Annotated in this window: 14 protein-coding genes; 3 read left to right on the forward strand and 11 right to left on the reverse strand. The window is 47.0% G+C overall.

The window, feature by feature from the left end:
- Nucleotides 1-173 precede the first annotated feature (173 nt).
- The 4 genes from argH to GJB59_RS05835 form a co-directional block, all read right to left on the reverse strand.
- Nucleotides 174-1547 carry an argininosuccinate lyase gene (argH, locus tag GJB59_RS05820; RefSeq protein ID WP_142827902.1) on the reverse strand — a complete coding sequence of 458 codons (1374 nt, stop codon included), beginning with the start codon at nucleotides 1545-1547 and terminating at the stop codon, nucleotides 174-176.
- Entirely contained in the window at nucleotides 1544-2779 is a 1236-nt protein-coding gene (locus GJB59_RS05825) for an argininosuccinate synthase (protein WP_185960051.1), read from the reverse strand. The genes argH and GJB59_RS05825 overlap by 4 nt, the downstream gene beginning before the upstream one ends.
- A 131-nt stretch (nucleotides 2780-2910) precedes the next feature.
- The gene (locus tag GJB59_RS05830; RefSeq protein WP_142827898.1) at nucleotides 2911-3471 is read right to left on the reverse strand and encodes a DUF3221 domain-containing protein; all 561 of its coding nucleotides are present in this window, start codon (nucleotides 3469-3471) and stop codon (nucleotides 2911-2913) included.
- Between the two features lie 97 nt (nucleotides 3472-3568).
- Entirely contained in the window at nucleotides 3569-4516 is a 948-nt protein-coding gene (locus GJB59_RS05835) for an MBL fold metallo-hydrolase (RefSeq protein WP_142827896.1), read from the reverse strand.
- Between the two features lie 373 nt (nucleotides 4517-4889).
- Between GJB59_RS05835 and proC the strand changes: the two genes are divergently transcribed.
- Nucleotides 4890-5693 carry a pyrroline-5-carboxylate reductase gene (gene proC, locus GJB59_RS05840; protein ID WP_142827894.1) on the forward strand — a complete coding sequence of 268 codons (804 nt, stop codon included), beginning with the start codon at nucleotides 4890-4892 and terminating at the stop codon, nucleotides 5691-5693.
- A 47-nt stretch (nucleotides 5694-5740) separates the two neighbouring features.
- Nucleotides 5741-6757 (forward strand): NADPH dehydrogenase NamA, encoded by a 1017-nt coding sequence (gene namA, locus GJB59_RS05845; RefSeq protein ID WP_142827893.1) that lies wholly within the window; start codon nucleotides 5741-5743, stop codon nucleotides 6755-6757.
- A gap of 387 nt (nucleotides 6758-7144) precedes the next feature.
- Here namA and rnz read toward each other — a convergent pair whose 3' ends face one another.
- The 5 genes from rnz to mce form a co-directional block, all read right to left on the reverse strand.
- On the reverse strand, nucleotides 7145-8104 hold the full coding sequence (gene rnz, locus GJB59_RS05850) for a ribonuclease Z (RefSeq protein WP_142827891.1): 960 nt from the start codon (nucleotides 8102-8104) through the stop codon (nucleotides 7145-7147).
- 7 nt (nucleotides 8105-8111) lie between these two features.
- A complete protein-coding gene (locus tag GJB59_RS05855) occupies nucleotides 8112-9347 on the reverse strand; it encodes a DNA polymerase IV (protein WP_142827889.1) in 1236 nt (411 codons plus the stop codon).
- Between the two features lie 89 nt (nucleotides 9348-9436).
- Nucleotides 9437-10555: a M20/M25/M40 family metallo-hydrolase gene (locus GJB59_RS05860; protein WP_142827888.1), complete on the reverse strand. Its 1119-nt coding sequence runs from the start codon at nucleotides 10553-10555 to the stop codon at nucleotides 9437-9439.
- A gap of 20 nt (nucleotides 10556-10575) precedes the next feature.
- Complete coding sequence (locus GJB59_RS05865; RefSeq protein WP_142827886.1) at nucleotides 10576-12117, reverse strand: acyl-CoA carboxylase subunit beta; 1542 nt, start codon at nucleotides 12115-12117, stop codon at nucleotides 10576-10578.
- 14 nt (nucleotides 12118-12131) lie between these two features.
- The gene (gene mce / locus GJB59_RS05870; RefSeq protein WP_142827884.1) at nucleotides 12132-12530 is read right to left on the reverse strand and encodes a methylmalonyl-CoA epimerase; all 399 of its coding nucleotides are present in this window, start codon (nucleotides 12528-12530) and stop codon (nucleotides 12132-12134) included.
- Nucleotides 12531-12695: 165 nt separating this feature from the next.
- On the opposite strand from mce, the gene prli42 reads away from it, so the two are divergent.
- Nucleotides 12696-12791: a stressosome-associated protein Prli42 gene (gene prli42 / locus GJB59_RS05875; protein ID WP_185960040.1), complete on the forward strand. Its 96-nt coding sequence runs from the start codon at nucleotides 12696-12698 to the stop codon at nucleotides 12789-12791.
- A gap of 78 nt (nucleotides 12792-12869) precedes the next feature.
- On the opposite strand, the gene GJB59_RS05880 is transcribed toward prli42, so the two are convergent.
- Nucleotides 12870-13052, reverse strand: coding sequence for a hypothetical protein (locus GJB59_RS05880; protein WP_142827882.1), 183 nt, complete (start codon nucleotides 13050-13052; stop codon nucleotides 12870-12872).
- A gap of 64 nt (nucleotides 13053-13116) precedes the next feature.
- Nucleotides 13117-14109: an aromatic acid exporter family protein gene (locus GJB59_RS05885; protein ID WP_142827880.1), complete on the reverse strand. Its 993-nt coding sequence runs from the start codon at nucleotides 14107-14109 to the stop codon at nucleotides 13117-13119.
- Nucleotides 14110-14149: the final 40 nt, after the last annotated feature.

The following is a 14149-nucleotide window of genomic DNA, read 5'->3' on the forward strand; positions in this document are numbered from 1 at the left end:
ATCAGTCTTTCGGATGAAAGGAGAGGCAATTGTAAAAAAGAGAACTGCTAATGCACTTTCATTCTGAAAAAAGACAAAAAAATAAAAGCCAATTTTCCATAGGGGATGAGGAAAATTGGCTTTTATTGACCGGCAGCGGGTACCAACCGCGGCGGCTTTATAGCATGGACTTTTTACCCGATGAGTTGCTTGGCAAGTCCCAATTGATGATGTACTTGTTCAAAACCTGTGCCGCCCAGTGAGTTTCTTCTCTCTACTGCAGTTTTCGGCATCAATGTATTGTAAATGTCTTCATCGATCAGTGGACTCGCTTCCTGAAGATCAGCGAGCGGCAAATCTTTTAGGAAATACCCGCGCTGGATGCATGTGAAAACCAGTTTCCCGGTCACATCGTGCGCTTCGCGGAACGGCATGCCTTTGGCAGCCAAGTAATCCGCCAATTCCGTCGCATTGGAGAAATCGGAATGCACCGCTTTTTCCATGGAATCCGTGCGTACCGTCATAGTGCGGATCATGCCTTCGAAGATCGGCAATGATCCCATCAAGGTGTGGACCGTATCAAACATTCCTTCCTTGTCTTCCTGCATATCTTTATTGTAAGCAAGCGGCAGGCCTTTCAAAGTCGTCAGCAAGCCGAACAAATTGCCATAGACGCGCCCGGTCTTGCCGCGGATAAGTTCTGCCATATCGGGATTTTTCTTTTGCGGCATGATGCTTGATCCTGTCGAGAAGGTATCATCGAGCTCGATAAAGCGGAACTCTTCGCTTGACCAAAGGATGATTTCTTCAGCAAAACGCGACAGGTGCATCATCAGCATGGAGGAATTGCTTAGAAATTCCAGAATGAAGTCACGGTCGCTGACAGCATCCAGACTGTTTTGGTAAACAGATGAAAAGCCCAATAGCTCAGCTGACATTTCACGGTCAATCGGGAACGTCGTGCCTGACATCGCCCCCGCTCCAAGCGGGGAAATATCAATGCGTTTCAGCGATTCCGTCAACCGCTCCTTGTCGCGCTGGAGCATCCAGAAATACGTCATCAAGTGATGGCCAAATGAAATCGGCTGGGCACGCTGAAGGTGGGTATAACCCGGTACAATCGTTTCCACATGCGTTTCTGCCTGCGTTACGATGGCATCCTGGAAAGCTGTAATGGCTTCAATAATCTCCTGGACACGATTTTTCAAATACAAATGCATATCTGTCGCTACCTGATCATTGCGGCTTCTGGCTGTGTGCAGCTTGCCGCCGATCGGCCCAATTTCATCGATTAAATGTTTTTCCAAATTTAAGTGGATGTCTTCGTTCGATACGCTGTATTCCAAATCGCCGTCTAACGCTTTTTGTTTCAGCGTTTCAAGACCGGATAAGATCAGCGCTCCATCTTCTTCAGAAAGAATCTGGCAGGCCGCCAGCATTTTTACATGCGCTGTGCTGCCTTCCAGATCCTCCATTACCAATTTTTGATCGTAGGAAATTGAAGCACCGAACTCATCGACCCACTGTTCGGCCGATTTTTGAAAACGGCCGCCCCACAGTTTGGTCATGATTTCACCTTCTCTTTCAATTCTTCTGGAACCGCAACTTCTTTCTTGTTGACCATTGCATTGACGACTGTCGGAAGGCCCCATAATTCGATAAAGCCGACTGCAGATTCATGGTTGAATGTATCATCTGTAGAATAAGTTGCCAATTGCTCGCTGTATAGGGAGTTTGGTGACTTACGGCCTTCGATGATCGCATGTCCTTTAAACAATTTTACACGTACCGTTCCGTTGACAAAAGCTTGAGTTTCTTTCAGGAAGGCTTCCAATGCAATACGCAGTGGAGAGAACCAAAGACCTTCATAGATCAATTCGGTTAATTTCTTTTCGATGACCGGTTTGAAATGGGCCATTTCTTTTACCAACGTGATGTCTTCCAGTTCTTTGTGTGCTGCAATTAAAGTCATTGCGGCAGGTGCTTCATAGATTTCACGGGATTTGATGCCGACCAATCTGTTTTCAATATGGTCAATTCTTCCCACACCGTGTTTACCGGCAATTTCATTCAATTCAAGGATTAATTTAGAGAACGAGTACGAAACGCCATTCAATTGAGTTGGAACACCATTGACGAATTCAATTTCGACAATATCCGGCGTATCCGGTGTGTTTTCCAATGAAGAGGTGATGTCATAAGCTTCTTCCGGCGGCGTAGCCCATGGATCTTCCAGGACGCCACATTCGTTTGCACGGCCCCATAGGTTTTGGTCGATTGAGAACGGGCTGTCCAAATTGACAGGAATCGGAATGTTATGCTCTTTGGCATAAGCGATTTCTTCGTCACGTGACCAAGCCCAAGCACGTACAGGCGCTACCACTTCAAGATTCGGGTTCAATGATTTGATGGAAACTTCAAAACGCACCTGATCATTGCCTTTTCCTGTGCAGCCATGTGCTACAGCAGTTGATCCAGTCGCTTCAGCGATCTCGACCAATTTCTTCGAAATCAATGGACGCGACAAGGCTGATACCAATGGATACTTGCCTTCGTAAAGCGTATGTGCCTGCAATGAGATTAATGCATATTCATCCGCAAATTCGTCTCTCGCATCAATCATATAACTTTCAACCGCTCCAACTTGAAGCGCTTTTTGTTTGATAAAGTCCAAATCTTTGCCTTCCCCGATATCCAGGCAAACAGCGACGACGTCGTAGCCTTGTCCTTTCAGCCACGGAATGGCCACCGATGTATCTAATCCACCTGAGTATGCGAGTACAATCTTTTTATTCAATATGAAAACCTCCAATGTATTTTTATGCAATGTTTGAAATGAATATACAAACTATATCATGGATATTTACCGAGTGCAAGAGATACAACTATATTTTTTCATGAAAAAAAGCGGCAATGGCCGCTTTTTCTTTTTTATTCGCTTGGTTCTCCCCCAATTGTATATTCATGAGTATCTAGATCAATCCGCACTTCCGAGACATCCCCGGTTTCCATATTGCTGAAAAGAAAACCGATTTCGTTATCGCGCACAATTGGCTGGCCCATCATGATCAATCTCGGCAATTGCTCTTGATTGATGAAAGCTTCAAGCGCATCCGATTGTTTGACGGATTCTTCATCGGTTAGGATGGTGATGGTTTCTGCTTCCCCTTGCATCGGAAAAGATTCAGCGAGCGGCCCCTGATAATCCATGCTGACTTTCATGCCTGTACGGATATCGCGAATTTCCCCTTCGGTCGTTTCAGCGCCATCGCTGAACTGGACATTGACATCTTCAGGAATGCTGAAATAAATGCTGTTGACCAAAATATCTTCTCCGCTCACTTGCGTAATAAATCCTTCTTCAGTCATGCCTTGCTGTTCTACGGCCATTTCTGTTTCATCCGCTTCTTCAGTTTCAGCCGGTTCGGCTTCTTCGTTTGAACAGGCGGCAAGCAACAAGACGCTTGCTAAAAATAAACTCCATTTTTTCAAAGCTACTCAATCCTTTTCCTGTGAATTCGTGATGTATTAAAACTGACAGCCTAATTTTACCTGTTGTACAGAGTAGTTGCAATTATCAGCATGGACTTTATACCTTATTATAGTAGAAGATGCCATCATCCCCTAAACGTTCGGAAATCAAGCCTTCTTCCAGAAGGTAATCAATCTGTCCAATCGTCTCGGATAAAGTCAATCCCAATTCCTTTTCATAAGCATGAGCAAACAATTCTTTTGTCAGTTCATAGACTGTGTGCTGTCCTTCGCCAATCATGCCGAGGGCTTTCATAGCCCGCTGATGCTGCTTTGCCAAACGGTTGGTAATCAGTTCATTTACATTCCGTACTTCTTCGCCATGACCGCTGTAAATTACATCGATCGGCATTTTCAGCAGCCGGCTAAGAGAAGCGTTGTACTGGAGGAGTGACTTTGGACGTCCCTGCGCAGGGTCGAGCGGCGGTTCGATCAATGGATTAGACGATACTTTAGCGATGACGTGATCGCCGCCAATCATTTCACGCGTCTCCCTGTTCCAGAACGATAAATGGCTCTGTGCATGTCCAAGCGTTTCGAGAACTTGCCATTCCGGGTGGCCCGGCAAGGTATCTCCTTCATTGATCGCCATATCCAATGGCCTGCTGCCCATCAAGTTTAATGGCCGTTTCATTTTTTTCACCCAAAATTCAAGGTCGCCAGGCACTCCTTCTTCTTTCAACCGCTCCATGTAGAATGCATCATGATACTCAAAAAAACCTTGATCGCGGCGAAGCCACAGATCATTATAAGGGTGCCCATATAATTTTGCATTTTCAAAACCATCCACCCAGCCAGCGTGATCGGGGTGATGATGGGTCAGCACAATTTGTTCAATGTCGCCGGGTTCTGCGCCAAATTCCTTGAGTCCGGCTTTGATGGCCAGCCAAGCTTCCGGGGTTTTCGGCCCGGCATCAATCAAAGTCAACAAATCGCCTTTCAGCAAATAGGAGTTTACGTCTCCAACTGCAAACGGTGTGGGAATAATAATCTTATGTAAAGTCAAAATGCCATCTCCTTTAAATGAATCACTATTCATCTATCATACATGGAAATTCGGATGCCGTCACTCCTTTACGCAGTTTGACAAGAAGCCGGTCTATCCTCTATAATTCAGTAACATATGTGAGCGAAGATAAAAGGCCAGTACACGGAGTGATGGTGCTAAGAGAGTGCCGCTGAAGCTGAGATGCGCACCCCCTCTCCTTTGTGGAACCTTCTTTTGAGCTGCCGTGAAAACACGGCCGTTAGTCCGCGTTATGGATATCGAGTGGTGTCTTTATGGCAAACTTAGGTGGTACCGCGGAAACAAAGCGTTTTCGTCCTTGTATAAACAGGGATGAATGCGCTTTTTAATTTGAGGAAAGAGAGTGAATAACATGAAAATAGTATGCGTAGGAGCCGGATCGATGGCCGAGTCCATGATCCACGGCTGGATCAATAAACGAATTATGAAACCGGAAGAAATATCGGTGATGAACCGATCAGATCAAGACCGCTTGGAGTTTTTGAGCGATGAATATGGGGTTAATATTGTCTGCGCCGAAAAAACTGAGTTGAAAGATGCTCATTTTGTTTTGCTCGCGATGAAACCCAAAGACGTAGAAGCAGCACTGAGCGGCATTAAAGACAAACTGTCTGGCAATACGGTCATCTTATCGGTCGCAGCCGGCGTTTCAATCGAAACCATCCAAAAACATGTCGGGAATTTTCCGGTGGCTCGTGCGATGCCGAATACATCGGCCAAAATCGGCAAGTCTGCAACAGGCGTGGCGTGGAGCAAGCATGTGTCGAAAGAACAGCAGCATGAACTGCGGAACCTGCTGTCTTCGATTGGCAGCGTAACCGTTGTAGAAGAAGAACAATTGCATGCTGTGACAGGCGTTGCCGGCAGCGGTCCCGCTTATATCTACTATTTTGCAGAGGCGATGACTGAGGCCGCCGTAGCCAATGGCCTGTCCAGCGCCGATGCAAAAAAGCTGGTGCGCCAAACTTTTGCGGGTGCAGCCGAAATGCTGCAGCAGGAGGACTTTGCCGAGCTGCGCAAAAAAGTGACCAGCCCGAATGGTACAACGGCAGCAGGATTGCGCTCTCTCGAAGAAAATCACTTTAAAGAAACCGTTGGCGAATGTGTGACACAGGCTTCTGAACGGTCAAAAGAGCTCGGAAAAGAATTTAAATAAATTCTTCTGTATACTTTAGAGTTGTATACCTGTGAGGAGGATGTTTGATGGCGAAGTTATTTGAACCTTATGAGATAAAACAAACCATTTTTAAAAACCGCATTGTCATGGCGCCGATGTGCATGTACCAAAGTGACCGGGAAGACGGCCAAGTAACCGATTGGCATCGTATCCATTACCCGACCCGTGCTGTGGGAGGCGTCGGCCTCATCATCACTGAAGCAACTGCGGTCCAGCCTGAAGGGCGTATTTCATCCCGAGATCTTGGCATCTGGGACGACAGCCATGTTGGCGGCCAGGCAGAAATTGTCCGATTGATGCAGCAAAGCGGTGCAAAAACCGGGATTCAATTGGCTCATGCAGGAAGAAAAGCGACGATTGAAGGCGAGATCCACTCGGCAAGTGCTATCGCTTTCGATGAAAATTACAAAACACCCAAGGAAATGTCTTTGGAAGATATAAAAGAAACAATTACGGCATTTAAAAACGGTGCCATCCGCGCAAAAAAAGCCGGCTTTGATGTAATTGAGCTTCATGCGGCACACGGTTATTTGATCAACCAGTTCCTGTCTCCTTTGACAAACAAGCGCACCGACGAATATGGCGGCAGTCCAGGGAACCGTTATCGCCTTTTGGGCCAAGTCATTGATGCAGTCAATGAAGTATGGGACGGACCGCTGTTTGTCCGAATCTCAGCACATGATCACAGCGAAGGCGGCATGACACCGGAACACTATGTAGAAATGTGCCAATGGATGAAGCAGCAGGGCGTCGATTTGATTGATGTCAGCTCCGGTGCTGTCGTTCCCGCAAAAATTTCTGTCTACCCAGGCTATCAGGTGCCTTTTGCGGAAACGATTAAAACGCACACCCCGATAGCGACAGGAGCGGTCGGTTTGATTACCAGTCCCTTGCAGGCAGAGGAAATACTTCAAAATGGCCGTGCGGATATGGTCTTCCTTGCCCGTGAATTGCTTCGTGATCCATACTGGGCTTACACCGCTGCCAAAGAGCTAAATGCCGATATCACGGCTCCAGTGCCGTATGAGCGCGGGTGGGTATAAGGCGGTTGCAAAATAATTCAGATTTAGTATACTAAAGGTAACGTAAAAAACCGAATGCGTAAGCATTCGGCCAGCTGTATGCCGCCACGAGAGCGGTTGGCTGGAATACAGGCTTAAAAATAACCGTCATTCCACGCCACATGGGACGGTTATTTTTTTTTGTTTATGACCAAAATCATGGAAACGACGAGTGTCAAAGCGCTGATCGTCAACCCGATGCTCGTAAAAACGAGACCGAATGATTCTGTGATGGTCATGTTACCACCCCCTTTCCTGGGGAATGGCCAAACCGCCCTCATACAGCTGTAACTTTATTTTATCACAAAAAGAACGTATGTTCTATTATTTCCATAAATAATTTTAGCATTTACTAAAAAAAGCCATCTTTTAAGGACGGCTTACCTGTTTTTTCCTAATTTTTTTATCCTGCTGCACCCAGTCGAATTCGGCGAAGTCGTGGGCGACAAATCCCCGCGGGTGAATCTCCTTCATTTGCTTGAGCAGCAGTTTGTCGTCTTCCGGCAAAAAACGGGCGCTGATGTGGTTCATGATCAAGGTATCAGCACCGGCTAAACGGGCTGTTTCCGCCGCATCGTAAACGGTTGAATGGCCATATTCACCTGCCATTTTTTTTGAGTTTCCATCAAACGTCGCTTCATGAACCAAAACGTCTGCATTTCGGCCCAGTGCTACGGCCGCTTCGCAAAAACGGGTATCTCCCAGAATAGTGACGATAAATCCAGGCTCTTCCGGCTCTGTCACATCCCCGCTCCGAACCCGCTGCCCATCCGCGATTTCCACATCTTCCCCGTTCTTCAATCTTGCCAGCATCGGACCTTTTGGGACGCCAAGCGCCAGCGCCTTGTTGACCAGCAGTTTCGGCGGCAACGGCTTTTGGGTGATGCGGAAGCCGTATGATGGGATGACATGGTTAAGTAACCGGGTTTCCACTGTCATCAGCTCATCTTCAAACAGCAACCCCTCTGCCAACTCATGGAAGACAATTGGATACGTCAAATGGGTTCGGCTTAGCGTTAAAGTCATTTCGATAAATTCTTTGATTCCAGCCGGCCCGTATATGTCCAACGCCTCGTCGCCGCCCTGGAATGAACGGGAGCCGAGCAAACCGGGCAAGCCAAATATATGATCGCCATGCAGGTGTGTGATGAAAATCTTTTCGATTTTCCGCGGCTTTACGGTCGTATGAAGAATCTGGTGCTGAGTTGCTTCTCCGCAGTCGAACAGCCAAACCGTTCCCCGCTCTTCAAGCAATTTCAGCACCAGCGCAGAAGTATTGCGTTGTTTAGATGGCATTCCGGCACCGGTGCCCAGAAATAATAATTGCATGCTTTCCCTACTTTCTTTCGTGATCGTCCAGAAAATCTTTGCTGAAACTTGTTTTTGAATCATAGTTTGCTTTTTTGATCTTTGTGCCACGCGTCAAGACACTTTTGCCAAATCGGCTTTCCAGTTGGGACATCAAATTAAGAATCGGTTCTTCGCGTGCGTGCTCCTGAAAATTAAAAATCGACAACTGTTCTGTCATATCGCCTTTATCGGCAACATTCGACACCGTGACACCGATCAGCCTTAGAGGCTCTCCGTTCCAATGCTTGGTGAACAGCTGCCAGGCGTTCCGGTGAATGTCATCTGCTTTCCAGACAGTATTATTCAGAGTGACGCTGCGGGTTCTGTTTTTCCAATCCGAACTGCGCGTCTGGATGCTGACAGTTGGACCTGCCAGTTCTTTTGCCTCCAGGCGATTGGCCACTTTTTCACTGAGCTGGCGAAACAACGCTTTCAGATTTTGTTCATCCGTTTCATCCACTGGCAAAGTGGTGGAAGTGCCGACGCTTTTTGTGTCATAAATTGAATCGGGATCTACTGGCCGGTCATCGACTCCATTAGCGCGAGCTTGCAGGCGCATGCCGTTTTTCCCCATCTTTTCTTTGACCAATCCTTCATTCGCTGCGGCCAATTCCCCGATGGTTTCAATTTTCAAGCTTTTCAGCCGTGCTGCCGTACTTTCACCGATGCCATGCATCTCAATCACCGGCTTTGGCCACAGCATAGCCTTAATGTCGCGTTTTCGCAAAACCGTTATGCCAAGGGGTTTTTTCATGTCTGAAGCCGTTTTAGCCAGAAACTTGTTTGGAGCAATGCCGATCGAACAGGGCAGATCCAATTCAGCAAGCAGGCGCTGCTGAATTTCGTCCGCGATTTCCAACGCATGCCGCTGCTCGGCCAATTCAGTGACATCCACATACCCTTCATCAATCGATACCGGTTCCACCATTTCTGTATAGGAACGCAAAATTTCAAATATCGCTTTGGATGCGGCCCGGTAGCGCTCAAAGTTCGGGGGCAGGAGCAGAAGATCCGGATATTTCCGCTTGGCTTCATGCACCTGCATGGTGGTGTAGATGCCATGTGCCCGGGCTTCATAAGAACAAGTGACAATTATGCCTCTCCGTTCTTTTGGATTGCCGGCAATTGCAATCGCTTTACCCTTCAACTCCGGGTTATGCGATTGTTCGACAGACGCATAAAAACTATTCATATCAATGTGGAAGATGATTCGACTGGCCATGAAAATCGCTCTTCTTTCCGTTTTCTTTCAGTGTATCAAAAAAAGAGGGAACATACATCCTGTTCCCTCTTTCCTGCAACTTCAATTATTTAGTTCAGGGCTGATTCTTTGACGATTTCTACGAGCAATTCGGTCAGTTTTTCAAGTTCCTCGATCGGCATGCGCTCATTTTTCGTGTGGATTTCTTCATAACCGACACATAGATTGACAGTTGGTATGCCAAAGCCGTTAAAGATATTGGCATCGCTGCCGCCGCCGCTTGTCAGGATCGGTGACGGGCGGCCAATTTTAGCGGCTGCTTTTTGGGCAATTTCCACAACTGGATCCATATCGTCAAAATGAAATCCTGGATACATGAGCTTGACTTCCGTTTCTGCACGTCCACCCATTTTTTCAGCCATCTGTTCGAATACTGATTCCATATGGGTGGTTTGACTTGCCAGTTTGTCTTCACTGATCGAACGCGCTTCCGATAGAATATTGACTTCGTCGCAGACGATATTAGTGGCTCTGCCGCCTTCAAAACGGCCGATATTGGCCGTAGTTTCAGAATCAATGCGTCCAAGCGTCATTTTAGCGATTGCTTTAGCGGCAATGGTGATAGCCGAGACGCCTTTCTCCGGTGCCACACCTGCATGTGCCGTTTTCCCGTGAATGGTCGTCCACAATTTCGCCTGATTCGGGGCTGCTGTGACAATGCCGCCCACTTTGCCGTCGCTGTCGACCGCATAGCCGTATTTAGCAATCAACAAAGACGAGTCCAGTTCCTTTGCACCAACCAAACCGCTTTCTTCTCCAGCCGTAATTACTAATTGAATATCACCGTGTTCAATTTGCTGTTCCTGAAGCACGCGGATCATTTCAAACAAAGCCGCTATGCCGGCTTTGTCGTCTGCTCCCAGTATGGTCGTACCGTCCGAGTAGACATAGCCATCACGGATTTCAGGTTTGACGCCAACACCCGGCGTAACCGTGTCCATATGAACCGTAAAATAAATAGCCGGAACTTCGCTCAATGTACCGCGCAGCGTAGCGATGATATTGCCTGCACCGTGGCCGGTAACTGCCGCGGATTCGTCAATCGCTACATGAAAGCCCATCGCTTCCAATTTGGTTTGCAGCACAGCTGCGATTTCGCCTTCGTGTTTGGTTTCGGAATCTATTTGAAGCAGTTCCAAAAATTCGTTCATCAGTCTTTCGTTATTCATCTAAAGCACCTCTTCTATACTTACAGCGGCATATTGCCGTGTTTTTTGGCTGGACGTGTATCTTTTTTATTGCGCATCATTTCTAATGCCTGAATCAGTTTGATGCGGGTTTCACGCGGATCGATGACGTCATCAACCATGCCCCGTGCTGCTGCAACATAGGGGTTCGCGAATTTCACACGGTATTCCTCGATTTTTGCTGCACGGGTTTCTTCCGGATTATCGCTTGCTGAGATTTCACGGGCAAAAATGATATTGGCAGCGCCATTGGGTCCCATCACCGCGATTTCCGCATTTGGCCATGAATACACCAAGTCGGCACCGATCGATTTGGAATTCAGCGCTACATATGCACCCCCATAAGCTTTTCGAAGAATAACCGTCATTTTAGGGACGGTCGCTTCCGAATAGGCATACAGAATTTTCGCGCCGTGGCGGATGATGCCGCCATGTTCCTGCTTGATGCCCGGGAAAAAGCCGGTAACGTCTTCGAACGTAATCAGCGGAATGTTGAACGAATCGCAGAACCGGATAAAGCGTGCTGCCTTATCGGAAGAATCAATGTCAAGCCCGCCTGCCATAACTTTTGGCTGGTTGCAGACAAGTCCGACTGTTTCACCTTTAATGCGTGCAAGGCCCACCACAATATTGCGGGCAAATTCAGGCTGCACTTCCATAAAGCTGTCCCTGTCCACCACTTGCTCGACCACTTTTCGCACATCGTATGGACGAATCGCTTCGTATGGTACGACATCAGCCAGATCCGGACGGTAATCGTCATCTTCGCCGCCATCAAGGCGCGGCGGCATTTCTGTATTGTTTTGCGGCAAATAGCTAATTAGTTGACGGACCATCTCCAGTACTTTTTGTTCTGATTCGCCGCGGAAGTGGGCGTTCCCACTGATTGCTGTATGTACTCTCGATCCCCCAAGATCCTCAGAGGAAATTTTTTCACCTGTGACGGTTTCGATGACTTTCGGACCTGTAATGAACATTTGACTCGTTTTATCCACCATGAAAACAAAATCCGTAATAGCGGGCGAATAAACGGCTCCGCCTGCAGAAGGTCCCATAATGACAGAAATTTGCGGTATGACACCTGAATAAATGGAATTGCGGTAGAAAATTTGGCCATAGCCGTCAAGTGACAGGACGCCTTCCTGGATACGCGCACCGCCGGAATCGTTCAAACCGATAAACGGCGCACCGTTGCGCGCCGCCAAGTCCATGACATTGGCAATTTTTTTTGCGTGCATTTCACCTAGAGCTCCACCGAAAACGGTAAAATCCTGCGAAAACAAGTAAATGGGTCTGCCATTTACTTTGCCGTATCCGGTCACAACGCCTTCTCCAGGTCCTTTGGCCATGCCGAAATCCGTCGTGCGATGTTCTACAAAAGGGCTCAACTCGACAAAAGAATCTTCATCAAGCAATAAGTCAATGCGCTCGCGTGCTGTCAGCTTACCTTTTTCATGTTGTTTGGCAATACGCTCTTCGCCGCCGCCCAGCTCGATTTCACGCTTGCGGTCGTACAATTCATTGATTCTTTCATAAATGTCCATTTCCCCACTCCCAATCACTCTTTTTCACAAAGTTCGTATAATACCCCGTTCGATGATTTCGGATGCAAAAATGCCACCATAGCTCCTCCGGCACCTTGATTCGGCTTGTCGCTCAGCAGGCGAACGCCGTTGTCGCGCAGCTCTTCCATGCGCTGTTCGATGTTTTCAACGCCAAACGCAATGTGGTGGATGCCTTCGCCTTTTTTCTCCAGAAATTTAAAGATGGCGCTTTCATCATCCATTGGTTCCAGCAGCTCCAGCTTGACGTTGCCGGCATCGATAAACGCGACACGCACTTTCTGCGTTTCCACTTCTTCAATTTTCATTAGCGGGAGCCCAAGTGTTTCCGTGTAATAAGGAAGGACAGCATTCAAATCCCGCACAGCGATTCCGATATGATCTACTTTCTTCATCCTTTTCACTTCCTTTTTTGACTTCTCTCTTATTGTACAGATTCGCTGTCGAAAACTCTAGCTGTTAGCGAATATTTGGAAAACAGTCAGCATGCCTCTTCAACTCTCCATGAAAATATGATATGATTTGCACATAGATCTGATTGAAAAAGGAGTTTTCCGCTGATGAGAAATGCCGCTTTCCGCAAGTTTATCGTCTACGCAATGATCGCCATCATGCTGTTATCAAGTTTACTGATGGGATTGAGCTTTGTAATTTAATAGAATTTAAAAGCAGCAAGAGCCGAGGGCTCTTGCTGCTTTTTATTTAAGATTATTTCTGTCTTATGCCCGGCAGAGCTACACCGGCGCTTCCGCTTTTCTTGTTGTCCAGACTCCAGCGCCCAGTCCCTCGAGTCGCTTCAGTTTTACCAAGAATGGCAAAGAACGCCATTCTCGGTAAAACTTCCAGCGCTTGTCGGGACTACACGGGCGCTTCCGCTTTTCTTTGTCCAGACTCCAGAAGCCAGATTCTAGGGTCATAAGCTGCTCCAGCTGTGCGGCTGAAAACATGCCGCTTCGCCGGAGCCTCTTATGCCCGTCGAATCTACACGGCTTCTTCCGCTTTTCTTGTATGAAATCCTTTATAGGATTGCTTGATCTCCAGGTAGGATTCCATTTCGTGAATGACCTGATAGAGTTCGGCCATTGCCAGGAATTTTTCGTGGCTATCCGGCAAAGGCAATTCGGCAAAGTTCTCTTTGACTTTGTCCAGTTTTGAGATGTAGCGGTATGCGGTATTGCCTGAATGAACATGTTCAGATAAATCTTCCAGGAAATCGGCTACCAGATCCGTTTGGTCCACGATTACCGGCAAAGTTGTGATTTTCGGCAAAATGCGTTCGATGATTTCGAGTTGCTGTTTCCTCATTTCAAAATAATGATAATACTTGTTTTCGTGCCGTGTAATATGATTTTCAACATCCTGGTAAGCTAAAGCTTTGGCACTCTCCAGCAGTTTTCGGGCTTCCATCAGTTCCTTGCCGCTCCAGACTGATTCCCCTTCACGCAAATAGACGGCAATTTCGCGGAATATGGATGCATATAAATTTTCAATTTCATAACGGTAGTTTTCCAGCTTTTTCTCGATGCTTGGCATGTACATATTGACTGCCAATGCCGTACCGAACCCTACCAGCATCAAAATCAATTCATTGACAAGCAAATCAAAATTCAAATTTTTGGCATCGTATAAATGCAAAAGGATAACGGAACTGGAGACAAAACCGTCCTGGAACCGCAGCGTCACCAGTAATGGAATAAAGAGGACAATGAGGATACCGATCATAATCGGGTGATAAGCGATTCCTTCAAAAAAGATAAATGCATATAAGATTCCGATCAAACTGGCGATAAAGCGGGAAAAAGCGGCCCGAATTGATTTTTTCTTTGTCGGTTGTATACAGAGAATAGTCAAAATACCAGCAGAAACATAGTAGTCGAGCTGCAGCAGCTGCGCAAGATAAATCGCAATTGCCACGCCCAGTGCGGTTTTCATCGTTCGATACCCAATGGAAAAAGGCTTTAGATTCAGCTTCATTGTCCCCTCCAAATTTTGACATGAAAAAAATGCCCCCAAA

It is taken from the genome of Planococcus soli, assembly GCF_016881065.1.
Classification (GTDB): domain Bacteria; phylum Bacillota; class Bacilli; order Bacillales_A; family Planococcaceae; genus Planococcus; species Planococcus soli.

What these genes read in the sequence shown, in the direction of transcription:
- argH (WP_142827902.1), bottom strand. Translation starts at nt 1,547, where the DNA reads ATGACCAAACTGTGGGGCGGCCGTTTTCAAAAATCGGCCGAACAGTGG.
- proC (WP_142827894.1), top strand. Translation starts at nt 4,890, where the DNA reads ATGAAAATAGTATGCGTAGGAGCCGGATCGATGGCCGAGTCCATGATC.
- namA (WP_142827893.1), top strand. Translation starts at nt 5,741, where the DNA reads ATGGCGAAGTTATTTGAACCTTATGAGATAAAACAAACCATTTTTAAA.
- rnz (WP_142827891.1), bottom strand. Translation starts at nt 8,104, where the DNA reads ATGCAATTATTATTTCTGGGCACCGGTGCCGGAATGCCATCTAAACAA.
- GJB59_RS05855 (WP_142827889.1), bottom strand. Translation starts at nt 9,347, where the DNA reads ATGGCCAGTCGAATCATCTTCCACATTGATATGAATAGTTTTTATGCG.
- GJB59_RS05860 (WP_142827888.1), bottom strand. Translation starts at nt 10,555, where the DNA reads ATGAATAACGAAAGACTGATGAACGAATTTTTGGAACTGCTTCAAATA.
- GJB59_RS05865 (WP_142827886.1), bottom strand. Translation starts at nt 12,117, where the DNA reads ATGGACATTTATGAAAGAATCAATGAATTGTACGACCGCAAGCGTGAA.
- mce (WP_142827884.1), bottom strand. Translation starts at nt 12,530, where the DNA reads ATGAAGAAAGTAGATCATATCGGAATCGCTGTGCGGGATTTGAATGCT.
- prli42 (WP_185960040.1), top strand. Translation starts at nt 12,696, where the DNA reads ATGAGAAATGCCGCTTTCCGCAAGTTTATCGTCTACGCAATGATCGCC.
- GJB59_RS05880 (WP_142827882.1), bottom strand. Translation starts at nt 13,052, where the DNA reads ATGACCCTAGAATCTGGCTTCTGGAGTCTGGACAAAGAAAAGCGGAAG.
- GJB59_RS05885 (WP_142827880.1), bottom strand. Translation starts at nt 14,109, where the DNA reads ATGAAGCTGAATCTAAAGCCTTTTTCCATTGGGTATCGAACGATGAAA.